28 protein-coding genes and 2 tRNA genes are annotated in these 26,734 nt (G+C 61.9%); 16 read left to right on the forward strand and 14 right to left on the reverse strand.

The window, feature by feature from the left end:
- Nucleotides 1-4 precede the first annotated feature (4 nt).
- Nucleotides 5-328, reverse strand: coding sequence for a hypothetical protein (locus tag J5J09_RS05510; protein WP_208548680.1), 324 nt, complete (start codon nt 326-328; stop codon nt 5-7).
- A gap of 163 nt (nt 329-491) precedes the next feature.
- Between J5J09_RS05510 and J5J09_RS05515 the strand changes: the two genes are divergently transcribed.
- From J5J09_RS05515 to J5J09_RS05525, 3 genes are all read left to right on the forward strand, one after another.
- Nucleotides 492-1,124, forward strand: a complete 633-nt coding sequence (locus J5J09_RS05515; RefSeq protein WP_208548681.1) for a HupE/UreJ family protein — start codon at nt 492-494, stop codon at nt 1,122-1,124.
- Between the two features lie 3 nt (nt 1,125-1,127).
- Entirely contained in the window at nt 1,128-1,997 is an 870-nt protein-coding gene (locus J5J09_RS05520; protein ID WP_208548682.1) for a hypothetical protein, read from the forward strand.
- 94 nt (nt 1,998-2,091) lie between these two features.
- Nucleotides 2,092-3,003, forward strand: coding sequence for a DUF1499 domain-containing protein (locus J5J09_RS05525; protein ID WP_208548683.1), 912 nt, complete (start codon nt 2,092-2,094; stop codon nt 3,001-3,003).
- 6 nt (nt 3,004-3,009) lie between these two features.
- On the opposite strand, the gene J5J09_RS05530 is transcribed toward J5J09_RS05525, so the two are convergent.
- The 3 genes from J5J09_RS05530 to J5J09_RS05540 form a co-directional block, all read right to left on the reverse strand.
- Nucleotides 3,010-3,924 (reverse strand): MBL fold metallo-hydrolase, encoded by a 915-nt coding sequence (locus J5J09_RS05530; protein ID WP_208548684.1) that lies wholly within the window; start codon nt 3,922-3,924, stop codon nt 3,010-3,012.
- 8 nt (nt 3,925-3,932) lie between these two features.
- Nucleotides 3,933-4,229, reverse strand: a complete 297-nt coding sequence (locus J5J09_RS05535) for a cupin domain-containing protein (RefSeq protein WP_208548685.1) — start codon at nt 4,227-4,229, stop codon at nt 3,933-3,935.
- 119 nt (nt 4,230-4,348) lie between these two features.
- Entirely contained in the window at nt 4,349-4,912 is a 564-nt protein-coding gene (locus J5J09_RS05540; protein WP_208548686.1) for a type 1 glutamine amidotransferase domain-containing protein, read from the reverse strand.
- Nucleotides 4,913-5,139: 227 nt separating this feature from the next.
- Between J5J09_RS05540 and J5J09_RS05545 the strand changes: the two genes are divergently transcribed.
- From J5J09_RS05545 to J5J09_RS05555, 3 genes are all read left to right on the forward strand, one after another.
- Nucleotides 5,140-5,214, forward strand: a tRNA-Gln gene (locus tag J5J09_RS05545).
- Nucleotides 5,215-5,306: 92 nt separating this feature from the next.
- Nucleotides 5,307-6,824 carry a PLP-dependent aminotransferase family protein gene (locus tag J5J09_RS05550; RefSeq protein ID WP_208548687.1) on the forward strand — a complete coding sequence of 506 codons (1,518 nt, stop codon included), beginning with the start codon at nt 5,307-5,309 and terminating at the stop codon, nt 6,822-6,824.
- 144 nt (nt 6,825-6,968) lie between these two features.
- On the forward strand, nt 6,969-8,351 hold the full coding sequence (locus J5J09_RS05555) for an aminotransferase class III-fold pyridoxal phosphate-dependent enzyme (RefSeq protein WP_208548688.1): 1,383 nt from the start codon (nt 6,969-6,971) through the stop codon (nt 8,349-8,351).
- A gap of 68 nt (nt 8,352-8,419) precedes the next feature.
- On the opposite strand, the gene J5J09_RS05560 is transcribed toward J5J09_RS05555, so the two are convergent.
- Entirely contained in the window at nt 8,420-9,178 is a 759-nt protein-coding gene (locus tag J5J09_RS05560; protein WP_208548689.1) for an SDR family NAD(P)-dependent oxidoreductase, read from the reverse strand.
- 35 nt (nt 9,179-9,213) lie between these two features.
- The gene (locus tag J5J09_RS05565) at nt 9,214-9,954 is read right to left on the reverse strand and encodes a sulfite exporter TauE/SafE family protein (protein ID WP_208548690.1); all 741 of its coding nucleotides are present in this window, start codon (nt 9,952-9,954) and stop codon (nt 9,214-9,216) included.
- 422 nt (nt 9,955-10,376) lie between these two features.
- Between J5J09_RS05565 and J5J09_RS05570 the strand changes: the two genes are divergently transcribed.
- The 5 genes from J5J09_RS05570 (at nt 10,377) to J5J09_RS05590 (ending at nt 15,439) form a co-directional block, all read left to right on the forward strand.
- Complete coding sequence (locus J5J09_RS05570) at nt 10,377-11,393, forward strand: agmatinase (protein WP_208548691.1); 1,017 nt, start codon at nt 10,377-10,379, stop codon at nt 11,391-11,393.
- 33 nt (nt 11,394-11,426) lie between these two features.
- A complete protein-coding gene (locus J5J09_RS05575; protein ID WP_208548692.1) occupies nt 11,427-12,557 on the forward strand; it encodes an extracellular solute-binding protein in 1,131 nt (376 codons plus the stop codon).
- A 98-nt stretch (nt 12,558-12,655) separates the two neighbouring features.
- Entirely contained in the window at nt 12,656-13,747 is a 1,092-nt protein-coding gene (locus tag J5J09_RS05580; RefSeq protein ID WP_208548693.1) for an ABC transporter ATP-binding protein, read from the forward strand.
- Nucleotides 13,744-14,628 (forward strand): ABC transporter permease, encoded by an 885-nt coding sequence (locus tag J5J09_RS05585; protein ID WP_208548694.1) that lies wholly within the window; start codon nt 13,744-13,746, stop codon nt 14,626-14,628. The genes J5J09_RS05580 and J5J09_RS05585 overlap by 4 nt, the downstream gene beginning before the upstream one ends.
- Before the next feature lie 7 nt (nt 14,629-14,635).
- The gene (locus J5J09_RS05590; protein WP_208548695.1) at nt 14,636-15,439 is read left to right on the forward strand and encodes an ABC transporter permease; all 804 of its coding nucleotides are present in this window, start codon (nt 14,636-14,638) and stop codon (nt 15,437-15,439) included.
- A gap of 22 nt (nt 15,440-15,461) precedes the next feature.
- Here J5J09_RS05590 and J5J09_RS05595 read toward each other — a convergent pair whose 3' ends face one another.
- Both J5J09_RS05595 and J5J09_RS05600 read right to left on the reverse strand, forming a co-directional pair.
- Entirely contained in the window at nt 15,462-15,767 is a 306-nt protein-coding gene (locus J5J09_RS05595) for a hypothetical protein (protein WP_208548696.1), read from the reverse strand.
- Nucleotides 15,768-15,923: 156 nt separating this feature from the next.
- Nucleotides 15,924-16,328 carry a hypothetical protein gene (locus J5J09_RS05600; protein WP_208548697.1) on the reverse strand — a complete coding sequence of 135 codons (405 nt, stop codon included), beginning with the start codon at nt 16,326-16,328 and terminating at the stop codon, nt 15,924-15,926.
- A gap of 305 nt (nt 16,329-16,633) precedes the next feature.
- Here J5J09_RS05600 and J5J09_RS05605 point away from each other — a divergent pair.
- Nucleotides 16,634-16,710, forward strand: a tRNA-Pro gene (locus J5J09_RS05605).
- 322 nt (nt 16,711-17,032) lie between these two features.
- Here J5J09_RS05605 and J5J09_RS05610 read toward each other — a convergent pair.
- Nucleotides 17,033-17,197, reverse strand: a complete 165-nt coding sequence (locus J5J09_RS05610; protein WP_208548698.1) for a hypothetical protein — start codon at nt 17,195-17,197, stop codon at nt 17,033-17,035.
- A 196-nt stretch (nt 17,198-17,393) separates the two neighbouring features.
- Between J5J09_RS05610 and J5J09_RS05615 the strand changes: the two genes are divergently transcribed.
- Complete coding sequence (locus tag J5J09_RS05615) at nt 17,394-17,681, forward strand: BON domain-containing protein (RefSeq protein ID WP_208548699.1); 288 nt, start codon at nt 17,394-17,396, stop codon at nt 17,679-17,681.
- A gap of 85 nt (nt 17,682-17,766) precedes the next feature.
- Nucleotides 17,767-18,267: a ferritin-like domain-containing protein gene (locus tag J5J09_RS05620; RefSeq protein WP_208548700.1), complete on the forward strand. Its 501-nt coding sequence runs from the start codon at nt 17,767-17,769 to the stop codon at nt 18,265-18,267.
- A gap of 138 nt (nt 18,268-18,405) precedes the next feature.
- Here J5J09_RS05620 and J5J09_RS05625 read toward each other — a convergent pair whose 3' ends face one another.
- Together J5J09_RS05625 and J5J09_RS05630 are read right to left on the reverse strand one after the other, a co-directional pair.
- Nucleotides 18,406-18,633, reverse strand: a complete 228-nt coding sequence (locus J5J09_RS05625; protein WP_208548701.1) for a hypothetical protein — start codon at nt 18,631-18,633, stop codon at nt 18,406-18,408.
- Between the two features lie 67 nt (nt 18,634-18,700).
- Nucleotides 18,701-19,075 carry a response regulator gene (locus J5J09_RS05630; protein WP_208548702.1) on the reverse strand — a complete coding sequence of 125 codons (375 nt, stop codon included), beginning with the start codon at nt 19,073-19,075 and terminating at the stop codon, nt 18,701-18,703.
- 194 nt (nt 19,076-19,269) lie between these two features.
- Here J5J09_RS05630 and glgX point away from each other — a divergent pair, with 194 nt between their 5' ends.
- The gene (gene glgX / locus J5J09_RS05635; RefSeq protein WP_208548703.1) at nt 19,270-21,348 is read left to right on the forward strand and encodes a glycogen debranching protein GlgX; all 2,079 of its coding nucleotides are present in this window, start codon (nt 19,270-19,272) and stop codon (nt 21,346-21,348) included.
- Between the two features lie 4 nt (nt 21,349-21,352).
- Here glgX and J5J09_RS05640 read toward each other — a convergent pair whose 3' ends face one another.
- A complete protein-coding gene (locus tag J5J09_RS05640; RefSeq protein ID WP_208548704.1) occupies nt 21,353-22,360 on the reverse strand; it encodes a diguanylate cyclase in 1,008 nt (335 codons plus the stop codon).
- Between the two features lie 459 nt (nt 22,361-22,819).
- Here J5J09_RS05640 and J5J09_RS05645 point away from each other — a divergent pair, with 459 nt between their 5' ends.
- Nucleotides 22,820-23,845: a LacI family DNA-binding transcriptional regulator gene (locus J5J09_RS05645; protein WP_246745789.1), complete on the forward strand. Its 1,026-nt coding sequence runs from the start codon at nt 22,820-22,822 to the stop codon at nt 23,843-23,845.
- An 84-nt stretch (nt 23,846-23,929) separates the two neighbouring features.
- On the opposite strand, the gene J5J09_RS05650 is transcribed toward J5J09_RS05645, so the two are convergent.
- Nucleotides 23,930-25,624, reverse strand: a complete 1,695-nt coding sequence (locus tag J5J09_RS05650; RefSeq protein ID WP_208548705.1) for a methyl-accepting chemotaxis protein — start codon at nt 25,622-25,624, stop codon at nt 23,930-23,932.
- A 191-nt stretch (nt 25,625-25,815) separates the two neighbouring features.
- The gene (locus tag J5J09_RS05655; protein WP_208548706.1) at nt 25,816-26,724 is read right to left on the reverse strand and encodes a cobalamin-dependent protein; all 909 of its coding nucleotides are present in this window, start codon (nt 26,722-26,724) and stop codon (nt 25,816-25,818) included.
- Between the last annotated feature and the right edge of the window lie 10 nt (nt 26,725-26,734).

The raw sequence follows: 26,734 nt of genomic DNA on the forward strand, positions 1-26,734 counted from the left end.
TGGCTCAGCCGGGGATCGCCGGGATGTCCCGCATGAGATCGGGTTCGTCATGCAGGAAGGTGAGCTGGAGTGTTACCCGGCGTTCCCGGTCGTCCGAGCTTGCTGGCGCCTCGGGAGGATCGACGGCGATTCCACCGTCTATCAAGGAGCCGATCAAATCCTCTATCGCCGTGCCCGGTAGCGCAAGCCGAACCGTCGTCATTTTGTTGGAATACATGTGCACGTCCTCGATCCAGCCGCCGCACGCATTGATCGCGTCGAACACGAAGCTCGTCGCGTCATTGCGCTCCCGGCGCGTCGCCGCTGTCAGCATCAGGATGGAAGCCATGTGGGGTTGTCTTCTGTCAGGTCGTCTTCGGCGCAGGCTACGCCTCAAGGAAGGCGCCGACAACCGGTTATCGGGCCTTCATTTCGGCCGGTTGCATGCCGTGACAAATGCCGCCGACTGTGGGATAGCGGGGTGAAGTCAAACCGCGCTGGAGGGTGAGTCGATGCCGGTCCTCAGGCCATTCCCTGTCGCTCGCGTGCGGCAAGTTCTGTTCCACGTCGCCACCGTTACGACGATCCTCGTCGCCACCGCCGGGACCGCCGACGCCCATGTCCTGGGCGGCGCCATGGGTGGTTTCGGTTCGGGTTTCGAGCATCCGCTGCTGGGACCTGACCATCTGCTCGCGATGCTTGCCGTCGGCCTTTGGGGCGCCCAGCTTGGTGGCCGTTCCGTCTGGTCGCTGCCCGCCACTTTCCCGCTGATCATGTGTATCGGCGGCATTGTCGGCATGACGGAGCTCTTCCCGATACCATTCATGGAACTCGGTATCGGTCTCTCCGTGCTTGTGCTGGGTCTTGCAATTGCGGCCGCCTGGAAGGCGCCGGAGTTTGTTGCGCTGCTGCTGGTCTCCGTCTTCGCGATCTTCCACGGTTACGCTCACGGCCAGGAACTGCCGGGCGCCGCCGATCCCGCCGCCTACGCGGTCGGCTTCGTCGTCGCGACCGGCCTGATCCATGTCGCCGGTGTCGTCATCGGCATGGTGCTCGGTCGCATCCGCGAGGGCCGGGTGGTTCGCCTGCTGGGCGCGCTCATCGCGCTGTGCGGCGTCTACTTCGCCGTCAGCGCCGTCGTCTGAACCATGGCTGCGCGTGGAACGTCACAGACAGGCGAACATGGCGTCCCTGGCGAAAGCCGGGCGGAGCGGCGTCGGCGGTTGCGTGCGCTCGGATCGGCGGGACCGACATCGTTCGAACCTCCCTCGCGCTTGGATCGGTTCAGGGCCGTAGCGCGGACAGGTGGGTTCCGTTTCTCCGCTGCCTGGCTTGCCTTCGGCTTCCTGCTCGTTCTTCTCTCCCAGACGCTGCCGCACGACTACGGCTTCCTGGAGCTTGGCTGGCTCTTCACGCTCTCGGTCTATGACCTCGTTCTTGCCATGCTGGGCCTGTCGGTGGCGCTCGCCTTCGCCGAGACGGTAGCGGCCGCCGCCGCCATCCCTGTGATGTTCGTCCTCGTCCTTCTACCGATGATGATCTTCTTCGACGAGGTCTTTTTTCTCATCCGTGAGACGGTTCTTGGCTATAATCTCTTTCTCGTCGCACCGCTCGCCGTCATGGTTACCGGCCTTGCCCTCTGGCTGCCCGGCCGATGGAGAGACTTGGCGGCCGTTCTAGCAGCGGCAATCGTCGCCTTTTCGCTGTCGCTCTTTGTCGGACTGGATGATCTCGGCGTGGGGGTTGCCGATTTCGCATCGGGCACGCTGTTCTGCAGCCTCTGGCTGGTCACCGCGCCTGGTCTCGTGTTGCGGCAGTTCCGCGGCGGCTGGCTCACCATCCCGTCCCGCATCATCGGCAGTTGGCTCGTAGTGATCGCCATCGTCGTTGGTGTCTCGCTCTATGTTCCGCCGAAGCGTATTGCCCCGCCACCTCCGCAGCCTCCGGCCGACACCAGCATCCGCCTCGACGATGGAACGGTGATCGACGTTCCCGATCCCACCGACGAGGAGCAGTAGTCATGGACGTCGCCACGCTGCTCCCTGGACGGATCGGATCCTTCGGAAAGACTGACAGCCTCGCACCAGCGCACCGTGTCTTGGTGGTGACTGCATGAAGATCCGCTACGATCGCCCCGTATCCAGGTCCGCTTTCCTTGCCCGCCGGCTCGCCCTTTTCGCGCTGGCAATGATCCTTGTTGCCGGACTGGCGCATCGTTTCGGTCCGCTCTCCACGCCCGATTTCGTGGCACTTGCCCTCGTTGCGGCCGTTCCGGCGGCTGTGTCGGTCCCCCTCGCACTTATCGGTCTCGCGCGTTTGTGGTTCGTCGGCGCCTTGGGCGGCGTTGCCGCGACGCGTGCCCTTCTGTATGCGGCACTGCCGCTCGGCCTCGCGCTGTTTGGCACCTGGCGCTACATGGCGCTGCCGGAAATTTATGACGTAACGACGGATGTCATCGATCCCCCCGCCTTCATCGAAACGGCCGAGTTCGACCAGAAATGGCTTCCGCGTCCGGCGATCCGTCCCGAGGACCGGAGGGAACAGGCCCGCGCCTATCCGGCGCTCGCCTCCCGCAGATATGATGGTGCGCTCGATCGCGTCTACGAGGCCGTGGTTCGCGTGGCGGCGCAAAAAGGGTGGCGGATTGGTCCGACCCGCGGCACCGAATATGCCGTTCCCGAACTGTTGCCGGAGACAGAAGCAGGCGAAACCGAACTCGACGGCGCACCGGATGACGTCGTGCCGGAGGTCGGCCCTGTTCCCAAGCCACGTCCGCAGGAGCCACTCGTCTCTGTTCCCGCCACACCCGAAGGGACCGTCCTCATCCAGGCCGAGACCCGCAGCCTCGTTCTCGGTTTTCCCATGGATACGATGATCCGCCTGCGCGAAGAGGCCGAGACGACGCTCGTCGATCTCCGCGTCGAAAGCCGCTACGGCCCCCATGACCTCGGTTTCGGCGCGGAGACTGCGCAAGACTTCCTGCATGCCCTCGATGCGGAACTGCTTGGCATCGCCGGCGATTGAGGAATGTCAGGCAGGCATGTAGGTGCCGGTGAGCCGGGGCGGCCCCTCGGTGATAACAAGCCCCTTTTCAACCAGATCCTCGATATGGGCCAACACTGAAAGTGCCGCCGCGCCGTGCAGTCTCGGATCTGTGCTGGCGTAGATCACCTTGACCATATCAGGGATCAGCCGGTCTCCCGCCTTGATGCGCTCCAGCACGGCCCGCTCGCGCATGCGCCGGTGGGTCCTCAGCCCCCGCAGGAAGGATTGTGGCTCCCTGACCGGGCCGCCATGGCCCGGCAGGAATACCCGGTCGTCACGCGTAAGCAGCCGCTCGAGTGAGGCCATGTAGTCGCCCATCGCCCCATCCGGAGGAGCCACGATCGAGGTCGCCCATGCCATGACATGGTCGGCGGAAAACAGAATGCCACTGCCGTCGAGAGCGAAAGCGGCATGGTTGGCGGTATGTCCTGGCGTCAGGATCGCCGTCAGCGAAAACCCGTCGGCTTCGATCCTGTCACCATCGCCGACCGTTACGTCGGGCACGAAGTCGGTGTCCGAACTCTCCGCAAACGGATTGGTCTCGCCCTCGTGCAGCGGTCGCGCCGGCCGGTGCGGCCCTTCGGCCACGATCAGGGCGCCAGTCGCCGCCTTCAGGCGGTGCGACAGCGGCGAGTGATCGCGGTGGGTGTGGCTGACGAGGATATGACTGACGGGCCGATCGCCGATCGCTGCCATCAGAGCGGAAAAATGCGCGTCGTCCGCCGGTCCCGGATCGATCACCACGAGGCTATTCCTGCCGACAATGTAGGAATTGGTCCCGTGGAAGGTGAAGGGGCCGGGATTGTTCACGGTGATCCGCAAGACGTCCTCTGCGACAGGCACGGCCTGGCCATGGGCGGGCTGGAACTCCAGCTCGAACCGGGGTTGCTCGTCGCTCATTGGCTCGCTCACTTGTACTCGATCTCGATGAAGCTCATCGGCGCATCGCCGCCATTGATCACGTTGTGCTCGACGCCCGCCTCGCGGCGGTAGACCTCGCCGGCTCTGCTGGTGACACGCCGTTCGCCGCCGGCGTCCTCGATCAGGAAATGGCAGTCGGTCATCGGCACCACGACATAGCCGAGCCCGTGCACATGATGGCCGGTCGCAGCCCCCGGCTCGAAATCCCAGCGCGTCGCCCGAACCACCGCGTCATCGATCAGCAATGTGGGGATGGCGGGTGGACGGGCCGAGTAACCGGGCATGGCAGGCTCCTGCTGCGGGTGCGAAGGAAACGATTGTTATCGCCAAGCCGAAGCCGGCGCAAAGAAAAACAGCCCCGCCTCCGATGGAACGGAGACGGGGCTATCGTGCCGGGACGCAATCAGGCGGCGCGGCGCCGCTCGTGCTTGCCTTCCTCGATTTCCTCGACGATCTTGGAAACAAAGGCATCCAGATCGGCCGGCGACCGCGAGGTGACGATACCCTGGTCGGTCACCACTTCGGAATCCTGCCAGTTGGCACCGGCATTGACGAGGTCGGTGCGGATCGATTCATACGATGTCGCGTCACGACCCTTCAGAGCGCCGGCCTCGACCAGCAGCCAAGGACCGTGGCAGATGGCCGCCACAGGTTTGCCGCTGTCGACGAAATCCTTGACGAGCTTTACCGCGCTCTTTTCCTTGCGCAGCAGGTCCGGATTGATCTGGCCGCCGGGAATGACGAGGGCGTCATAGCTGTCAATGCGGGCATCGGAGACCGTCAGATCGACATCGATGGAATCGCCCCAGTCCTTCTGATCCCAGCTCTTGATCGGACGCTTTTCAAGCGAGGCGATCTCGACCTTGGCCCCTGCGGCCTTCAGCTTGTCATAGGGAACGCGAAGCTCCGAACGCTCGTAGCCGTCGGTGGCGAGAATAAGGACGCGGGCGGAATTGATGGAGGGCATGGTCTTCTCCTTTTTGTTTCGTTTCGGGGGACGACAGGAAAACCCGTGGCGGCATCGGATGTTCCGACACCTGCGACATTTGACCACCATGCGAGCGCTTCGTCCCGGCATCCCATCCGCCGTGAGACAACCCGTGAAAAAAGCGCGACGAAGTGATTGCCGCCATCGCCGAGCTTTGCTAATCAGGCGTCGATTTGCGGCGGGTGACACCGTTCCGCGATCTCTGTTGGGGCGTCGCCAAGCGGTAAGGCACCGGTTTTTGGTACCGGCATTCCCAGGTTCGAATCCTGGCGCCCCAGCCAACGCTTTCCTCCGAATTTCGCTGCTAACGCGGATTGGTCCGAGCGAAGAGACGGCACGGGCGGGCTGGCCCGGTTCTTGCTTCTTTTCGGGCATGAAAATAGCCCAGCTCCAACTTGCTTCAGACCATACCTGGCACCAGGTGTTCACGACGCTTGATCGTGAAGGCCAGGCGCTCAATATCCAAATTCGCCGCATGATCGTGCAGGCGGTCGAGACCGGACTTCTGCCGGTCAATGTGCGTTTGCCCTCTTCGCGCGAGCTTGCGCTTCGGCTCGGCGTCGGCCGCAATACGGTGACGGCGGCCTACCAGCAACTGATCGACGAGGGTGTGCTTGCCTCCCGCGAGCGGGCCGGCATCTTTGTTCGTGCCGTCGCGAAACCATCGGTCGCGGCGACTAAAGCCCGCCCGTCGTCGGACTGGTCGGCGCGCTATGCGATCCGGCCGTCGCGCCTGCCGCAGATCAGCAAGCCACGCGATTGGCGATCCTATCCCTATCCGTTTCTGTCCGGCCAGTACGATCCCGGCCTGTTTCCGACGAACAACTGGCGCGAGGCAGTGCGCGCTACATCCAGCGTCCAGGAAATCCAGGTCTGGGCCGCCGACATGATCGATGACGACGATCCCGACCTGATTGAGCAGTTGCGCATCCAGGTCCTGCCGCGCCGGGGCATATTCGCCCAGCCTGGGGAGGTGATCCTCACGCTCGGTTCCCAGCAGGCGTTGTCGATGCTGGTCCAGCTGTTCGTCGGGCGCGATACGCCGGTGGGGCTGGAGGATCCCGGTTATCCCGACCTGCGGAACATGGTGCGGCTTGCCACCCGCAGGCCGGTGTTTCTGCCTGCCGATCGAGACGGATTGCTGCCGGGCGATGAGTTCGCACGCTGCGAACTCGCCTTCGTCACCGCCGGCCATCAGTGCCCGACCACCGGCGTCATGCCGCTCGAGCGGCGTCTGGCGCTGGTCGAGGCCGCGGCGCGCAACGATGTGCTGCTGGTCGAAGATGATTACGACGCCGATCTCTCGGTCGAGGCCGACAGCGATATCCCGGCGCTGAAGAGCCTGGATACGGCGGACAGGGTCATCTATGTCGGCAGCTTCTCGAAGGTGCTGGCGCCCGGACTTCGTGTTGGCTATGTCGTCGCGCCGAAGCCGGTGGTCGACGAATTGCGGGTCCTGCGGCGACTGATGCTGCGCCATCCCCCGACAAACAACCAGCGTTCACTCGCGACATTCATCGGCCTTGGACACTATCGGCTTCACCTCGCCCGCGCCGGCGCGGCCATCCTGGAACGGGCAAGTCTTATCGCCCGCCTTCTGCCGGAAACGATGCCCTCCTGCCGATTTGAACGGGGCGAGGGGGCGACGAGCTTCTGGATCGAGGGACCACCCGGCTTCGACGCGCGCGCCATGGCCGAGCATGCACGAAAACAGGGCATCCTCGTCGAGGCTGGCGACATCTTCTTCTCGGATCCGACACGCGGCGCCCGGTTTTTCCGTATCGGCTTCAGCTCGATCGCCACGCACCGCATCGAGGCCGGTATCGTCAAACTTGGGTCGGTCGTTGAGGAACACTGCCGCCGAGCGCTGGCTTTCGCCGATCCCGTTTGAGGCCTGGAGGAAGGCGGGGTACCAGATCGCCTTTTCGATGGTGCCAGCACCGGAAAACACGCCGGTTCAAGCGCGCGCGTGATAAAACTCTTCCGCCCGGAATGTCCGGGTTCGGCGGCCGAAAGGCCAAACGGGAGAGGTCTAATGAACATAGCCGCGCAGCCCAACGACATACGCGATGTCATCGAGGCCGACCGTGCCCATGTCTGGCATCATCTCGTCCAGCACAAGCCCTTCGAAACCAACGATCCGCGCATCTTCGTCGAGGGCAGGGGCATGCGGCTCTGGGATGCTACCGGCAAGGAGTATCTTGACGCGCTCTCGGGCGGCGTCTGGACCGTCAACGTCGGATTCGGCCGCGTCAGCATCGCCGATGCGGTGCGTGACCAGCTTGTGAAGCTCAACTATTTCGCCAACTCCGCGGGTTCGATTGCCGGCGCGAAGTTCGCCGAGAAGCTCATCTCGAAGATGCCTGGCCTCACCCGCGTCTACTATTCGAATTCCGGCTCGGAGGCGAACGAGAAGGTCTTCAAGATGGTGCGCCAGATCGCGCATCGTCATCACGGTGGCCGCAAGGTGAAGATCCTCTACCGCGAGCGCGACTATCACGGCACCACGATCGGCACGCTTGCCGCCGCCGGCCAGCCGCAGCGGCGCGAGCAGTATGGCCCCATGCCACCCGGTTTCGTCGAGGTGCCGCATTGCCTGGAATACCGCAGCCAGTACGGCGCCATCGACAATTACGGCGAGCGCGCGGCCGAAGCGATCGAGGAGGTCATCCTGCGCGAAGGGCCGGATACGATCGGTCTGCTCTGCCTTGAGCCGGTCACGGCGGGTGGCGGCGTCATCGTGCCGCCGACCGGCTATTGGCAGAAGGTCCAGGAGATCTGCAAAAAATACGATATCCTGCTGCATATCGACGAGGTCGTCTGTGGCGTCGGCCGCACCGGAAAGTGGTTCGGCTACCAGAACTTCGGCATCGAGCCTGACTTCGTCACCATGGCCAAGGGGGTCGCCTCCGGCTACGCGGCGATCTCCTGCACGGTGACGACCGAGAAGATCTTCGAGATGTTCAAGGACGATGCGGACGATCCCATGTCCTATTTCCGCGATATCTCGACCTTCGGCGGCTGCGTCGCCGGCCCTGCTGCCGCGCTGGAAAACATGCGCATCATCGAGGACGAGGGACTGCTGGACAATACGCTCGCCATGGGCGAGCGCCTGCGCGCCAATCTGCGTGAGCTTATGGAAAAACACGCTGTCATCGGCGACGTTCGCGGCGCCGGCCTATTCTGCGGCGCCGAACTGGTGGCCGATCGTGGCACCAAGGAGCCGGCACCGGAAAAGCTGGTCCAGGCGGTCGTCGCCGATTGCGCCGCCCAGGGCGTCATCATCGGCGCCACCAACCGCTCGCTTCCCGGCTTGAACAATACGCTCTGCCTTGCGCCTGCGCTGATCGCCGGCGAGAACGACATCGATACGATCACGGATGCGATCGGCAAGGCGCTGACCAAGGTCTTCGGCTAAGGCCTGCTTCAGAAACTGGAGATGCGGCACGAGAGGCCGTCGCGGTTTGCCGCGGCGGCCTTTTCCGTTCAGGTCGTTTCGCGATGAATCTGGAACGGCGCCCAGGATTGGCTGACCGGCATGATCTCCAGGCTGTTGATATTCACGTGTGGCGGCAGCGACGCGACCCAGTGGATGGTCTCGGCAATATCCTCAGGCTGCAAGGGGTTGGCTCCGGCATAGAGCCGCTCATAGGCCGCCTTGTCGCCGCCGGTACGGACCAGCGTGAACTCGCTCTCCGAAAGCCCCGGCTCGATCGAGGTGACCCGCACCCCCTTGCCGGAAAGGTCGCTGCGCAGTCCGAGCGAAAACTGGCGGACGAAGGCCTTGGTGCCACTATAGACATTGCCGCCCGGATACGGCCAGTTCGAGGCGATCGAGGCGAGATTGACGACGAGCCCACGACGCGCGATGAGCGTGTCGAGAAGCAGCCGCGTGATGGTGACGAGCCCGGTGATATTGGTGTCGATCATCGTCTTCCAGTGGTCGAGATCGCAATCCTGTGCGGGACCGTTGCCAAGGGCCAGGCCGGCATTGTTCACCAGCACGTCGATATCCCTGAACCCGGCCGGCCGCGAGGCGAGGGCAGAGCGGGTCTCGGTTTCGTCGCGTATATCGAAGCACAGCGCCAGCGCTCGTTCCTGGCCGCCCAGTTCCTCGACCAGGGCATCCAGCCTGTCCTTGCGGCGGCCGGTCAGCACCACGGTCCAGCCCTCGCGCGCGAAGCGTTGCGCCACGGCCTTGCCGAAGCCCGAGGTGGCACCGGTAATCAGAGCGGTTCTGGACATGAAATAATCCTTTCGACGGGCAAGAGGCGTGGCGGTCAGGCCAGCGCGACGACGTAGACGGTCTGTGCGAGGCCGATCAGCGCGATGGCAACGAGGCCGATGGCGGCGACCCGTTCCCAGACATGTGGGGGCAGGCGGTGGGACAGGAAATAGCCGCACGCAAAACCGGCGAGCGTCATCGGACAGTAGATGATGAGCAACCGCAGCAGGTCGGCATCGATGGCGCCCATGGCCGCGCGGCTAGAAAGCGTGAAGATGTCGATCAGGCCGAAGAAAACCGCCAGCACGCCGCGGACGTTTTCACGGCGCGTTCCTCCGGCCAGAAGCCACGCGGCAACGAGCGGTCCGCCGACCGCGAAGGCGGAGAGCAAAAGCCCGGTCGCGAAGCCGATGGCGATGCCTAGCGAGCGATGTGCAAGCCACGCCGGAGGGTTGCGAACGAGCGCCACCGATGCGGCGACCACGATCGTTGCCGACACCAGGATGCGCGCCAGGTCACCTTCGAGATAAGGCACGATCAGGCTGCCGCAGAGCGCTCCCGCGAGGCCGGTCGTGACCAAGAGCCTTGTCACGCTCCAGTCGATAGGGCTTCGGCCCCGGTCGAGGACCGTGAAGCCGGTCAGCAGCAGATCGTTGATCAGGATGAACGGGACCATGCCGACAGGCGAGAAAAAGCCGGCGAAACCGAGCGCCGCGACGAGGGCATAGCCAAAGCCGGTGATGCCGCGAAATGCGGCGGCGACGATCGTGACGGCTCCGATGACGAGCGCATCCATGCGCAGGGTCTCCTGACTGCCGGGAAAGCCGTCCGTTATCGAGCAGCCTTGCATTTGATAGCTGTCGACCGACACACCAGACAGGTCCAGTTTCTTCCGATCATGGGGCCAGCGTGGCTCGATATGCCCCGTCGTGAAAACACCGACGCCTGATCTGTTTCACCCTTTTATTTCAAGGGAGTCTGAACGTTTCAGCCTTGTCGTGGATGCGCACATGAAGATGTTGAGGCTATTTGAAATGCAAATTGCCAAATAAAAAGACATTTTGATGATTAAAAAATATACAATATGAATAGAAATTGTATTTTCTCAAGTCTATTTGGGCGAGCCAGCCGTGATGTCGCAAATATATTATTGTCAGGAATTAGCGCCATGCTAGCCTGAGCACAAGAAATAAGCGGCAGCAGCCGCAAGGGGAATGAATGACGACTGGCAGTTTTCATCCGGTTTCCGGAGTTGATCTCCCGCGCTTTGCCGGCATCGCAACATTCATGCGATTGCCGCACGTTTCGCTGGACGACTCGCGCCTGCCGGAGGTGGAAATCGGCTTGATCGGCGTGCCATGGGATGGCGGCACCACAAACCGCCCAGGTCCCCGCCACGCGCCGCGCCAGCTGCGCGACAGTTCCACCATGATCCGCTTCCAGAACGCTACCACGAAGGTGCGCCCTTACGATCTGGCGCGCTGCGCAGATCTGGGCGATGTCGGCCCCAATCCGGCCGATGTCGCCGATTCCCTCACGCGCATCACGAGCTTTTACGAAAGGGTGAAGGCTGAAGGCATCCTGCCCTTGAGCGCGGGCGGCGACCACCTTTGCACCCTGCCGATCTTGCGGGCACTCGCCAAGGACCGGCCGCTCGGCATGGTGCATTTCGATAGCCACACGGATCTCTTCCATTCGTATTTTGGCGGCTTCAAATACACCCATGGTACCCCGTTCCGCCGCGCCGTCGAGGAAGGCCTGCTCGATCCGAAGCGCGTCTGTATGATCGGCATTCGCGGTTCCGCCTACGATTTCGAGGATCGCGATTTTGCCGATGCGGTCGGCATCCGTGTCATCCCGATCGAGGAATTTCATGCCCGGGGTGTGGACGACGTGATGGCCGAGGCCCGCGCTATCGCGGGCTCCGGCGAGACTTATGTCAGTTACGATATCGATTTCGTGGACCCGACGTTTGCGCCCGGCACCGGCACGCCCGAGATCGGCGGCCCGAACAGTTTTCAGGCGCTGCAGGTGGTTCGCGCTCTCCGTGGTCTGAACATTGTCGGCGCCGACCTCGTGGAGGTGTCTCCGCCAGTCGACCCCGGCGGCGGCACGGCCTTTCTCGGCGCCACCATCCTTTTCGAGCTTCTCTGCGTGCTTGCCGAGTGCAGGGCGCAGAAAACGGGCGGTATCGCCCGCAACGACAACAGCAAGACCGGAAAACCGGCGGCATGACTTCACGCAACCGATAAAACTGGGAGCATACCGATGACCATACTGAACAAGCCGCTGACACGGCGCACGATCCTGAAATCCACCGCGATCGGTGCCGGCGTTCTCGCCGCGCCCGGCATCATCTCTTCGAGCGCGCTGGCATCGTCCGGCGAACTCAACTTCACCGGCTGGGCCGGTTATCCCGGCATGACCGAAAAGGTTTTCCCGGCCTTCGAAAAGGCCACCGGCATCAAGGTGAACTTCACCGAACAGCCGGACCAGGACACGATGTTCGCCCAGGCGAAGATCTCGCTCGAGACCGGCACGTCCGACGTCATCGAGCCGACGCTCGACCGCGTATCCGCCTGGAACGCGAATGGCCTGTTGCAGGGATGGGATACCTCCAAGCTCGCAATGGACAATTATGCGCCCGGCCTCGCCGACGGGTCCGCCGACGAACTGGCGACGATCGACGGTCAGAAGCTGATCGTCCCCTCCGTCTGGGGAACCGAAGCGCTGGTCTACTCCAAGGAAGACTTCCCGACCGAATACGGCAAGGCCAGCCTCGGCGACCTGTTCAATCCGGACAATATGGTCACCGTCCGCGGCCATTCTGCGCTTGCGGCCATGGGCCGTTGGCTCGATGCCCAGGGCAAGCTGCCAAAGCCGTGGATCGATGGCTACAAGGACGAGGCCACCATGGTCGAGCTTTGGGACATCGCCCTTGCCGAGGCGATCAAGGTCAAGAGCAACATCGTCCAGTTCTGGAACGGCGAGAACGATGCCCAGGCGGCATTCCGCACCAACGGCGCCGTGCTCGGCCTTTGCTGGGACTCCACGGGCTTCAACATGGCCAAGGAAGGCTTCGGCTACCTTGCCCCGGCCGAAGGCGCCTTCGCCTGGAACCAGGGCCTCGTGCTGCTGAAGAGCGCCAAGAACGTCGAGCAGGCTCACGAATTCGCAAAGTGGGTATCGACCGCCGAAGGCTCGGCGCTCTGGGCGACCGCGTTCTCGGCCAACCCGGTCGGCAAGGGCGGTATCGACCTCATGGATCCGGCCGTGGCGGAATTCTACAAGTCGAGCTTCCCGGGAGATGCGGTCAGCAAGATGTACTGGTGGCCGAGCCAGGCCGCATGGTTCCTCGCCAAGCGCGGCGAATACGCCGACAAGTACAAGGCTGCCTGAGGACCTGAAGGAGCCGGAGCCGGTCGCGTGTGACGCGGCCGGCTCCCGACCTGCAATGACGGTCCGGTGACGGGCCATGAGGTGATGAGTTCCCGATCATGAGTGCCAGTATCGAACTTCGAAACGTATGCGCGGATTTCGGAAGCTTTCGCGCGGTCGATAATGTCTCGCTGTCGATCGAGCCCGGTGAATTCTTTTCCTTCCTCGGTCCATCAGGCTGCGGCAAGACGACGATCCTGCGCATGGTATCGGGTTTCATCCAGCCGACCGCCGGAACCATCGCCATCGGTGGGCGCGATATGCGCAACCAGCGCCCCAACCAGCGGCCGACAGCCCTGATCTTCCAGAACCTCGCGCTTTTTCCGCTGATGCCGGTCTGGGAAAACATCGCATTCGGGCTTGAGGCGAGGGGCGTTGACAAGAAGACCCGGCGCAAGCGCGCGGAGGAACTTCTTGCACTGGTCGATCTTCCCAATGCCGCGGACAAGGCTGTCAGCCAGTTGTCCGGCGGTCAGAAACAGCGCGTGGCGATCGCCCGAGCGCTCGCCGTCGAGCCCGCCGTGATGCTGCTCGACGAACCGCTCTCCGCTCTGGATCTCAAGCTGCGCCAGCACATGCGCGCGGAACTGAGGGCGATCCAGAAGCGCACCAACGTCACCTTCATCTATATCACCCACGACCAGGGCGAGGCGCTCGCCATGTCGGACCGCGTCGCGGTGATGTCGCACGGCAAGCTGCAGCAGGTGGCTGCTCCCCGCGAGATCTACAACAAGCCCGCAAACGGCTTCGTCGCGGCCTTCGTTGGCGAAAGCAATATTTTCCGAGGTTCGCTGGCCGGCGGCGCGGAGGAGTTCGGCGAGTTCAAGACCGAGTCCGGCGTCTTCAAGGCGCGTCTCGGTCGCGATGTCGACGCCACCGCCAAGCTCTATGTCCGCCCGGAAAACGTCAGGCTGGAGGCGAAGGCCGGTTCACAGAACACGGTCCCGGTCGAAGTCACCGATATCGCCTTTGAAGGCAATTTCATCTCCATCCAGACGATCGACGCCGCCGGCCGCACGATTGTCTCCGAAACCCGTAACGATGGTGCCGGGACGGTTCCCGACCGAGGCGCGAAACTGTTCGCGACCTTCGACCCCGACAAGGCCTTCATCCTCGCCGACGAGGTTGCGGCAAGCGTGGTGGCGGCATGAGGGACCTGATCGATCGATATGGTGCGACGCTCACTACGCTGATGTGCCTGCTGGTGGCGTTCTGGCTTCTCGTCCTGCTCATCCTGCCCAATCTCTACCTCTTTGAGAACTCCTTCCGGCCATATCTCCCGGTGCAGGAAATCGGCGGGCCAAAGGATGTCTACACGCTCAAAAACTATCTGACCTTCTTCCAAAGCCCGATCCACATCTCCGTCTTCTTCTGGACGGTCATCTACTCGTCGATAGTGACCGCCATTTGCTTCGCGATCGCCTATCCGCTGGCATACTACCTCTCCAAGAAGGCAACCCCATCGAGCCTGCCGACGATTTTCCTGCTGCTGACGATTCCGCTCTGGGTCAGCGAGATCATGCGCTCCTTCGCCTGGTTCATCATCCTGTCGCTGAAAGGCCCGCTCAACTACCTTCTGATCAGCATCGATCTCATCGAAAAGCCGATCCGCTGGATGACGGGCTTCCGCAGCGTCATCATCGGCCTCGTGTACACCTATGTGCTGTTCATGCTGTTCCCGATCTACAACGCGATCCAGTCCCTCGATACCAGCCAGATTGAGGCGGCGGACGACCTCGGCGCACCGGCCTGGCGCATTCACTGGCGGGTGATCCTGCCGCATGCCAAGCCCGGGATCGCTTCCGGCGCCGTCATGGTCTTCATGCTGGCCGCGGGATCGATCCTCGTCCCGACTCTGCTTGCCTCGACCAATTCGCGCTGGTTCACCGAGATTATCCAGCAGTGGATGTTCGACTCGCTGGACTGGAACACGGGCGCGGCCTACGCCTTCCTGCTCCTGATCCTGTGCACCGTCTTCGTCACGCTGGTGATGCGGCTTTTCCGCGTCAAGCTGTCCGATATCGCGAAGTGAGGGCGCCATGAACCAGAAATCCGACTGGCTGTTCCGGCTCTATCTCGCCATCTTCCTCGCCTACATGCTGCTGCCACTCGTCGTGATGGGCGGCGCCGCCTTCAACGACAGCCGCTTTCCCTCTGTTTATCCCTGGGCCGGCTTCACCCTGAACTGGTTCGTGGAACTCTGGAACGACACGCGCCTTCTGAACTCGTTCAAGAACACGGTTCTCGTGGCTCTCGCCGTTGTCGCGGTGTCGGTGCCGATCGGCACGGCTGCGGCGATCCTGATCAACAGTCTCGGTGGTGCCGTACGTTCCGCTCTCTACGGGCTGATGGTCGCGCCGATCCTGACGCCCGGCGCCGTCATCGGTATCTCCACCCTTCTTTTCTGGAATTCGCTTTCGGTTCCGCCCGGTCTCCACCTCGCGGTTCTCGGCCAGGTTTCCTATATCGCGGCCTTCGTCATGCTGCTGGTACTGGCGCGGCTGCAGAGCTTCGACCGATCGCTTGAGGAAGCGGCGCTCGATTTGGGCGCCAGCCATGCCATGGTGCTCCGCCGCGTGCTCCTGCCGCATCTCTATCCCGCACTGGGCGCCGGTGCCGTGATCGCCTTCTTCCAGTCTGTCGAAAACTTCAACGTCACGCTTTTCACACGTGGACCGTATGACACGATGACGGTCTACGTGTTCTCGAAGGTCCGCAGCGGCATCACGCCGACCATCAACGCCCTTGCCGTGGTGCTCATCGCCGTCACCCTCGCCGGCGCGCTGGCGATGGAGCTGCGTCGGCGGCATCTCCTGAAAAAGGCTCCAGCGCCCGTCGTGTGATCGGCGTGGGCCGTGCGCTTCGTCAGTCGCAGGTTCCGGGTATCTCCAGGCTATACGTCGTCTTGCCCGGACCATCCGGCAGAACCGGAACGAGATAGACCGTGAGGTCGCATTCCTGCGTCCGAACCAGCCACTCCTGTGCGCCGTCCTTTCTCGCTCCCGTGTTGGAGATCATGCCGATCGGTGCCTGGTGCAGGATGTTTGCCAACTGTGCGCTGCCAAGAATCGTGCCGATCTTTTCGACGCTGTCATAATACCCCGACACGGCGGCCGCCGCCGGGGTCGAGAAAACCAGCGCCACCAGGATTGCAATCAGTCCAGACTTCATTCTGCTCTCTCCCGCTGAAGTGTGAGCAAGATTTCCACCATCCTTTTAACCGCGCAAGACGAATGGCGTCCTGACGCATCGCGATGATGCGCGGCTTGACGCCAAAAAAGAAGGCCGCCCCTTGGAACGGCCTTCCCGACTTGCGTTACCGGCGCTTTAGGCGCCGCCGAGGAATTCCTCGCAATAGGTCTTGCCGTTCTGGCCCGGCTTGTCGACAACGATGCGGATGCTGCGGATCGTGTAGTCCGGGGCGACGGTCAACTGCACGGCGCAGCTCAGATATTCGGTGCGGGCAGAAGAAATCTTCTTGCCCTTCTTTCCGTCCGGCAGCGTTTCGTAAACGGCCGGTACCGCACGGGTCTTGTGACCGCCGCGCCATGCGTAGATCGTCGAGCCGCCGGCCTGGCTGTCGCTGTTCGGCGGGCCGAACTTGGCAAAGAAGGCTCCGGCCGACTGGCCGTTCCAGCGTGCTTCGACATCATTGCGGGCGGCACCGCCCGTGGTCGTGCATCCGGCAAGTGCCAGCATGAGGCTGGCGGTGGCTATTCCGCGAAAATTCATGTCCTTTTGTCCCTTGCGCTCTACGCCTGCGCCAGGCTCCGGTCCATCCGTTCTGCCGCCCCCGCAGGGCAGATCCGGCCGGGCCCCTTCCAGAGCCTGCGCATCTCCGGCTTAGCCTTATTCGGCAGCGGAAGAAATCGGCGTTTGCGGCTGGCCGATGAAATCTTTGCGATGATGCCGTGTTGCCACGCTTGCCGGGGGGAACCATCCAAAGCCGTCGCGAATTCGTCACGAAGGCTCCTCACAAAATGCAAATCTCCGCTTGTGCATCAAAAAAGGCTGGTCTATAGAAGCGCCGCTGGTCACGGAGTGTAGCGCAGTCTGGTAGCGCACCACGTTCGGGACGTGGGGGTCGAGTGTTCGAATCACTCCACTCCGACCAGTCGAAAAGCCCGCAAATGCGGGCTTTTTTCTTGTCTGCGCAATCGCTGATGTGTAGCCTTTCAGCACTGCGGATGGAACTCACGCTCTCTCCATGGGTTTATCACCCGCAAACATCAAAGGAGAGACATCATGAACAGCGTCATCTATCTTGTCGGCCTCGTCGTCGTCGTGATCGCGGTCCTGTCGTTCTTCGGCCTTAGCTGATCGACTGATATTAGTTCCCGCGCCCGCTTGGGCGGGGTTATGCGACACCAATGGAAAAAGCCCGCTCCTGCGGGCTTTCCTCGTTTGTGGTCTGTCGATGTCGGCTCTGAAGCTCTTTACGATCCCTTCTTGCCATCCGCGGGCTTCTGCTTGCGTTTGGCGTTGGGGCTCGGTCCAGTGCGAGCGTCCGGCTCCTGACCGTAGTAGGTCCCACCGAGCTGTCCGCCGCCGCTGGTATTGAGCGCGGCCTTTATGTCCTTGCGGTAGTCTTTTCTGGTCATGTTGATCTCCTTTCACCCAGACTTAACCGCGCAGGCGTTCGTTCGTTCCCCTCGTTTGGATTAAGGCGATGATACTTCGGTGCTGCATCCCCCGGCCCAGCATGGCAGGATGTGCCTGCGAGGAACAATCTCCACGGGCGGGAATTACGGTTGATCGGCAGCACAACGTGCGCAGCCCTCAGCGAGGAGAACCAAAATGCAGTTCAAGCCACAGACTTTTCATGGCGAACCGCCCGTCGTCGAGATCGAAAATCCGACCCAGGAACTGGTGGAGCGCCGTGTTGCCGATCTCTTGGCAGTGTCCGACGGAATAGACGCATCCGATATCGAGGTAACAGAAACAGGAGGCGATATCGTCCTGTCGGGCAGCGTCAGCCGGGAGGGTGAGATAGAACGGGCGGTCGAGATCGTGCGATCCATCCCTGAGGTTGGCAACATCATCTTGCGACTCAGATTGCGCGACCCACTCGCCGGCGCCGGCTGATTAAGCCTTTTTATCCAGGCCGGAACAAAGTGGGGAATTCCCGGTTGGATCGGCGGCAATAGCGCCACGTTTCAGGGAGAGTAAAATGGCTGAAAAGACATTGGAAGATCTGTTTCAGGACACCCTTCGTGACATCTACTACGCCGAGCGCAAGATCGTGAAGACGCTGCCGAAGATGGCGCGTGCCGCTCAGGATCAAAAGCTCAAGGATGCGTTCACCAAGCACAAGGACGAGACCGAAGGCCAGATCGAACGCCTGCAGCAGGTCTTCGACATCATCGGCAAGCGCGCTCGCGCCAAGACATGTGCCGCGATAGAGGGTATTGTCGAGGAAGGCGAGGAGATCATGGAGGAATTCAAGGGCACCGCAGCCCTGGATGCCGGTCTCCTGGCGGTTGCGCAAGCGGTCGAACACTACGAGATCAGCCGCTATGGAACGCTTCGGGCGTGGGCAGTCGAACTCGGCATGAAGGATGCCGCCAAGCTTCTTGAGGAAACCCTCGATGAAGAGTCCAAGACCGACGAGACATTGAGCAAGCTCGCGACGTCCGCCGTCAATCTGGCAGCCCAGAAGAAGGCTGCCTGACACACTCGCAGTTAGTTTGATGAAAGGGGCGCGGCGAGGCCGGGCCCCTTTTTTGTCGAGTGGCCAACAGCGAAAAGAAAAAGGAGCCGGTTGCAGAGCGACCGGCTCCTTCCTCCTGGCCGATGCTCGGCCGCCGCATTAATCCTCAAGATGCCGTTCGTGGGGTGCTCTGAGCGCTCGTAGCCGTCCTGTCAGGTCCTGCCTGCGAATAACCACCTTTCGGCCGTCCTCCGTCTTCGCGGCAAACCGCCTGCCGGCGGACTCCGCCTCGTGAAAGCTGGCATAACGTGCATGCTGCCACCGTCCGTCGACCATACAGACCCAGCCACTGCTATCGGGAAGAATGTCGAAATACACCTCAACCATGGAACTCTCCTCGTCCAACCACCCACAACGCAGCGCCTACGGTTTGGTTCCATGGTGCGTGTTGATTTCAGGCGGCCCGGACTGAGAGAAGGTCGTCCACCACATTGTCGTAGTCGATCGGCTTCGAGCGAATGACCTCGCGCGGTATTCCGGCCTGTTCGATGATGGCCGGCGTCATCGCCGATACGACCCTGAAGGGAATGGCCGCTTCCGTCAGCCTCTTGACGATGCCGGCTACCGTGCCGTCCTGAACATTGAAATCCAGGATCGCTCCTCGAAAGGAGCGGGAGGCCAGAAGCGCCAGAGCTTCGCCACTCCGCGCCGTCATGACCACGTCGCAGCCTGCCGCAGTTACGCTTGCCGCCGCGTCGAGGGCCAACAACACATTGTCTTCAACAACGAGGATGGTATCGCAATGATGCAGGTCATCTGTGATCGTCATCCGCTTGGCTCCTTGATGTATCACTGCTGCCACAACTCCCGGCACGACCGTTTGTTCGCATTTATCTAAAATGCATGAAAACATGCTTTATCGAGAGTTAACGACCTTGCCGCGGAGCTTTCGCTGCAGCGCGGGAACCTATCGCGCCGCGCAGCATTATGGGCGCACCTTCCTCTGCTCGAAAGGCGGCCCCAATGGATACCCTGCGCACCTCCCGCGATGTCAGGCCGGGCGATTCCGCCCGTCTGGGCGCGATCTATGATGGCGATGGCGTCAACTTCGCGCTGTTCTCGGCCCATGCTGAAAGGGTCGAGCTCGTTCTGTTCGACGAGTCCGGGCGTATCGAGACTGACCGTATAGCCCTGCCTGAATATACGGACGAAGTCTGGCATGGCTACGTGCCGGGACTGAAGCCGGGAACGCTCTATGGCTACCGCGTCCATGGGCCGTATGATCCTGCGAATGGCCATCGCTTCAATGCAAACAAGTTGCTGATCGATCCTTACGCGCGTGAACTGGTGGGCGGCATTCGCTGGTCGCCGGAGGTCTTCGGATACAATCTCGACGCGGAAGACAAGGACATGTCCTTCGACGACCGGGACAGCGCTCCGTTCATGCCGAAATGCCGCGTTGTGGATCCGTCTGCCGCCGACTGGGGCAATGATCGCAGACCGATGGTTCCCTGGGCGGACACCATCGTCTACGAAACACACGTCAAGGGCTTTACCATTCTCAACCCCGACGTTCCGGAAGAGCTTCGGGGCACGTTCGAGGGCATGAGCCAGAAGGCGGCGGTCGACTATATCAAGGCTCTCGGCATTACCTCCGTCGAACTGATGCCGATCCACGAATTCCCCGACGACAGCCACCTGCTCGACAGGGGTCTGAAGAACTACTGGGGCTACAACACGCTTGGCTTCTTCGCTCCCGCCGGCCGTTACTACGGTCCGCGCGGGCTTCAGGGGTTCAGGGATCTCGTGCGGGCATTTCACGATGCCGGTATCGAGGTGATACTCGATGTCGTCTACAATCACACCGCGGAGGGTAACGAACTCGGTCCGACGCTGTCATTCAAGGGCATCGACAATTTCTCATATTACCGCACGCTGCCCGACAATCACCGCTACTACATCAACGATACCGGCACGGGGAACACCGTGAACACCTCGCATCCCCGCGTTCTGCAGATGGTCATGGACAGCCTGCGCTACTGGGCTGGCGAAATGCATGTTGACGGATTTCGCTTCGACCTCGGCACCATCCTGGGACGCGAACCGCAAGGCTTTGACCAGCGCGGCGGCTTCTTCGACGCGGTGACGCAGGATCCGTTGCTCTCGCGCGTCAAACTGATTGGCGAACCCTGGGACATCGGGCCGGGCGGCTATCAGGTCGGCGGCTTCCCGCCGGGCTGGGCCGAATGGAACGACAAATATCGCGACAGCACCCGCGAGTACTGGTTGAACGGCGACAACATCGCGCCGGACTTTGCGGCCCGCATTCTCGGGTCGGGCGATATCTACGACCAGCGGGGCCGCCGCCCATGGTCGAGTGTCAACTTCATCACCGCCCATGACGGCTTCACGTTGAACGATCTGGTCTCCTATGACGGCAAGCACAACGAGGCCAACGCAGAAGACAACAACGACGGTCACAACCACAACCGGAGCCACAATTACGGCGCCGAAGGTCCGACCGACGATGAGGGGATCAACGCCGTCAGGGACCGCCAGAAACGGAACTTCCTGGCGACTCTCTTCTTCTCGCATGGCACGCCGATGCTTCTGGCTGGCGACGAGTTCGGCCGCTCGCAGATGGGCAACAACAACAGCTACTGCCAGGACAGCGAGATTTCCTGGCTGCACTGGGAAAATCTCCCGCCAAGCAACGAAGCCCTGCGTGAATTCACGCGCCGTCTCATCGAACTGCGCAAGGCCCAGCCGCTGCTCCGACGCGGCAACTGGCGCGATGGCATGGTCATCGACTGGCACAACGCCGAGGGCGGCGAACAGAGGCCGGAGCACTGGCTCGACGGAAACACGCTCGTTCTGCACTTGAGGCGAGATGACCTCACGGAGGTCGAGGGAGCGTGGAGCGAGGTGCTGATCGCCTTCAATCCGGTGGACGCCGATATCGAGTTCTCCATGCCCGACCATTCCCTATGGCGCCTGGAGTTGACAACGGCAGATCCCGACAGGAGCGGGGAGGACGTCGAGGAAGGCGGCACCTTCGCCATGCCGGCTCGCAGCCTCGCGCTGTTTTCGGGCAGACGATGAGCGATCAGCTGTCGGAGAGCCGGGTCAGCACCTCGAAATCGTAAAGCTGCCCCCCGAGCGACAGCCGCCGCGCCGAGATCTGTACCGGTATCATCTCGCCGGACGCACCACGGATCTCGGCGATTTCGTCCGTGTAGCCACCATGTCTGTCGAGCAGCATGAGACGCCGCGTGCGCGCGTCGCTGCCGACGACCACGCCGGACGAAACCATCTCGCTATTCTGTATTTCGTCCCAGGTCTTGCCGACAAGGTCGAGGTAAGCCTGATTGACCCGCACGTAACGGGAATTCTTCTCGCCGGTGCTGGAAATTGAGAAGGCAACGGGAGAGAGATCGAAAAGTGCCTGGATGACGGGGTCAGACATCACTGGCGCTGCGGCAGGCCCCTTGTCTGGAAAGCCGAGGAGATCATCATCGATCGATGGCGTCATCTCGTAATCGGCGGGCAGAGAAAACTCATCCCGAATGACGGCGACGAGACGCCAGAGGTCCACTTCCAGGAACATCGGCTTGTGTCTGTCGTCAACCGACACCAGCGTCTCCGGAATACGCGAGGCCGCATCCTGAAGACGTTCCCGCTCGCGCATGTCGGTGGCCGATTTCAGAAGATCGGTGAATTTCGCGGCCGCGATCTGGCGGACGATCTGATAGGCGTCTTCCAGCCGGGCGGCGCGCTCCCTTTCGAGCTCGTCCGTTCCAGCCCCGCCCCGCAATATCGGAAGCGTTTCCAGAATAGTGCGGACTTCGGCTTCCTCCGGACAGTCTTCCACCGCCGGCCGGCCCTGCGGGGCGAAGCGGATAAGTGCGAGGATTGCCTCCAGACCGAAGCGACCGGCATCGACCGGCGTCGGCGTGCCATCCTGGCCACCGGCGTGTGCCGTCAGCCGCGTCGGTCCGCCGTTGTCGTCGAAATAGATGCTGATCTCTTGCACATCCTCCGCAAGGTCCAGCCAGGGGTGTTCGCGGCGGAAAGCGGCAAGCGCATTCTCGTCCAGTATCGCGACAGCGTACATGTGTCTCCTCCTCGGCAAGATGACGCCGCTTGCTTGCGCCGTCCGTCCGGGCACTTTGCCGGCCCGGATCGTTATGCCCGTCAGTATCGGCCGACGACCTGTGAATATCGCCCCCAAAGCGGCATGGGTCACTCGACCTTCCCGGCATGGCGCATATATAGAAAAATACTTAAGTGTCGATGGTCTTAAGGCTGCAGTACCAAATTTCGCCCGCGGGGCCGGTATTCGGTGGAGATACCGCTAAACCATAACAAGAGGGCGCCATTGTCACTTTTGATCGGAGTCATTCCAAGGCTAGACTACCAAAAATGTCGCCCCTTGAAAAGAAAATGGCGAAAAGAGACTATGGGTTTTGTTGTATTCTCGACTTTGACCTTTTGTTCCTGCGGGTTGATCGTGTCTGACGAGGTTTATGAGAAATGACGATCTCGAATATGGCCACCGCCCCGGAGGTGCTGCTTGCCTGACAAGCGAAAGAGCTCCCGCGTGACATTGGGCGACGTTGCCAAGGCAGCTGGTGTCAGCCCGATCACTGTATCGCGGGCTCTGCGCAATCCGGATATGGTATCCGCGGAACTGCGCGAGCGCGTGATGAGCTTCGTGGAGCAGATGGGCTATGTCCCGGATATCGCGGCCCAGTCTCTCGCAAGCCGCCGCAGCCAGCTGATCGCGGTTCTGGTGCCGGCGATGACGAACTACGTTTTCTCGGAGGTCATGAATGGCATTGAAGCGCGGGTCCGGCCGACGGATTTCCGTCTTCTCTATGCCAATTCCCATTTCGACCCCTGCGAGGAAGCCCGGCATCTGAAGCTGTTTCTCGGGCAAAGACCGATTGGCGTCATTATCGCCGGTGTCGACGGCCCTCAGGACAACAGCGCACTCCTGTCCCGCATGGGATGCCCGGTGGTCCAGATCCAGGAGATAAGGGAAACGGCGCTCGATATGGCGATCGGCTTCAGTCACTTCGACGCCGCCGCCGCCGCGACGCATCATCTGGTCGAGTGCGGATATCGACGTATTGCCCTGCTCGGCGGCAATCTCGGCGTCCGGGGGGAGCGGCGTCTCCTCGGCTATCGCAGCGAGCTCGAACGGCACGGTATCTTCGATCCCGCCCTCGTTCATGGCTCCGCGGTTTTCGAAGGCGTCGGTGCAGGCGCCGAGCTCTTTCGCGACCTTCTCGAACGCGTCCCGGATGTTGATGCGGTTCTCTGTCAGACCGACGATCTCGCGCTTGGCGTGCTTTTCGAGTGCCAGAGACAGGGACGGCGGGTTCCCGACGACATCGGGGTTTGCGGTTTCAATGATCTTGAGTTCGCGCAAGGCTGCGTGCCGCCGCTGACGACTGTGCAGGTGCCCCGTTACGACATGGGTTATCGCGCCGCGGACATGGTCATCGCAGCGCGGTCCGGTGCTCGTCCCGAGTCGCGCGTCGACGTCGGCTTCCAAATCATGGTGCGCGGTTCCACAAAGAAACGCCCGACCTGAGGCCGGGCGCAAGTTGGGGGAGGAGATTATGGCGCCGGGTTCTGCCAAACCCGCGCTGTTTCTGTTGCGGTCAGACAGTCTGGATCAGGCTGCCCTTCCGGGTTTAAAGTGGCTGACCGCGGTCACGCCGTGTCCGCCGAGGTTGAATTGGCTGATCATGCCGCGCAGCTTCTGCGTTTCATTGGCGAGGCTTGAGGCCGCCGCGCTGCTCTCTTCGACCATCGCCGCGTTCTGCTGGGTCGTCTGGTCCATGGTGTTGACGGCGCCGTTGACCTCGTGAAGGCCGGTTGACTGCTCGCGCGAGGCCGTCGAGATCGCGACGACCTGGTCGTTGATCTCGACGATGAACTGGCTGATCTTGCGCAGCGCGCCGCCCGTGTCGCTGACGAGCTTCACCCCGGACGCGACTTCCGTTGCCGAGTTCTGGATCAACTCCTTGATTTCCTTGGCCGCCTTGGCTGATCGTTGCGCAAGTTCGCGAACCTCCTGCGCCACGACTGCGAAGCCGCGTCCTGCCTCGCCGGCGCGGGCAGCTTCCACGCCCGCATTGAGTGCAAGCAGGTTGGTCTGGAAGGCAATTTCGTCGATTACCCCGATGATGTTGGAGATCTTTGACGACGAGTCCTCGATGCGGCTCATGGCGTCCACCGCCTGCGAGACCACTTCGCCGGATTGTTCGGCGTTGGCCTTGGCCGTGCCGGCCATTGCCTGGGCCTCCTGGGCACGTTTGGCGGAGGCGGTGACATTGGCGGTGATCTCGTCAAGCGCCGCCGCAGTCTCCTCCAGACTTGCCGCCTGGCTTTCCGTGCGGCGCGACAGGTCCCCGACGCCCTGGCCGATTTCGCGCGTGCCCTGGCTGATCACGTCGACACTGCTGGAGATTTCACGGAACGTGTCGCAGAGCTGGGACACCGAACGGTTCAGGTCGTGCCGCAGGAATTCGAATTCCGCCGAGAACGGCTCGGAAAGCTGGAATGCGAAATCGCCTGAGCAGAGCCGTTTAAGCGCATCGCCGAGGGATGACACCGTATTCACCCGGGCGGTGACATCGGTGGCGAATTTCACCACCTTTACCACCTTGCCATGCAGGTCGAGGATCGGATTGTAGGACGCCGAGATGATGACTTCTTTGCCGGATTTTGTGACCCGCTTGAATTCGGATGACTGGTAGCGGCCTTCACGGAGCGCCGTCCAGAACGCCTTGTAGTCCTCGGAATTCGCAAAGGTCCGGTCGACAAAGATACTGTGATGCTGGCCGATGAGCTCCGGCAGCGTATAGCCCATCAGCGAGGTGAAGTTGTCGTTGGCGCCCATGATGGTGCCGTCGACACTGAATTCGATGATCGCCTGTGAGCGGCTGATCGCGGCGATCTGCGCGGCGTAGTCGACGTTCAGCAGGCGTGCCTTTGCATCAGCCCATTCGACAACGAAGCCCACGGTTTTGGCCCCCTCCTTGAGAGGCGTCACCAGAAGGTCGAAGACGCGCGTTCCGACGGTGATGGTCGCGCTGTGCCGGCTCTTCAACGCCGCCAGCATGTTGCGCTGATGCGACGGGTTCTTGTGGAACACGTCGATATTGCTGCCGATCAGCGACGCGACGCTGAATTTCGGCAATTCCTTCTTCAGATCCGCTTCGGCCTCCTTGAGCAGCTCGATCACGGCCGGATTCATGTAGGTGATGTTCAGCTTGGCGTCGGCGATCATCACATTGGCCTGCAGCGAGTCGAGGGCGAGGCTCTTTGCGGCGGTCTTGGCATTCACGAGAGAAGCGAGTCCCATTCTGTCCACCTGGCTGGGCGATCACGCGTCGGAAGGCGGTCGCCTGGAGTAAATTAGCGTTACAAGAAATATCGACGGAAAATAAATAAATCGCTAAAATAGAATGTCTTTGTATATCTTTTGCGCGCGCCTTTGGATTTCTCCCGCATGAGGGGAAGCGGAAGATCGAGCATGCGGATGGCGGTGACAACTTAGGCCGTATGCGACCGTCTGGCGGGTGTGGAATGCAGCATGTCCACGCAGATGTCGAGATTCTCGAAGAATCGAACCGCCGGCATGGAGGGCATCTCGGCGAAGGCAGGTCCGCCAAGCCAGATAGCAGTGTTTTCCGGCAGCACGCCGCGCAGGTCGCGAAGCCGCATTTCCACCAGCCGCTTTTTCCCGGCAAGCCCACTGAGGCAGACGACATCCGCGTGGCGCTGCCGCGCGGCGGAGGCGATTTCGCTGACTGGGAGGTCGGGTCCGAGGTAAAGCGCGTCCCATCCCGCAAGACGCGCCATCAGCGCAACAACGAGAGCGCCCACTTCATGCTGTTCGCCCTCGAGCGTGGTGGCAATGAGGCATTGGGCGCCGTCAGGGGCTGGAGGGCACGAATCGAGCATGGTGCCGAGAACGCGTTTCACCGCGGATGTTGCGAGATGCTCGGCCGCCACCGTAACCGCACCGGTCGCCCAGAGCAGCCCGACTTCTTGAAGAAGTGGCATGGCTGTATGGCGAACAAACCCTTCGGCTCCCTCCTTGTCCGCCCGTTGTTGCAGGGCATCCCGGAGTTTCTCGCCATCAAGGGTCTGGATGTGTTCTAGGACCGATACGAGCGAGAGGCGGGCGCGATGGTTCTCCTCGATCCGTATCAGCTCCTCGATGGGCAGATTGATCAGAGTTCCGATCCTGTAGCCCGCATCGCTGCATGCTTTCAGCAACCGCAACTGTTCGGCTTGTTCGCGGGTATAGAAACGTCGTCCCGTCTCGCTTCGACCCGCCGGCGCAAAACCGTATCGCCGCTCCCACGCATGCAGCACAAGTTTCGTAATGCCGCTGATCCGGAGCACATCCGCGAGGGTCAGAAGAGCCTCACCTCTGCCGGCTTGAGCATCCGCCATGCTTGTCCTC

The organism is Ciceribacter sp. L1K22 (assembly GCF_017599385.1).
Taxonomy (GTDB): Bacteria; Pseudomonadota; Alphaproteobacteria; order Rhizobiales; family Rhizobiaceae; genus Allorhizobium.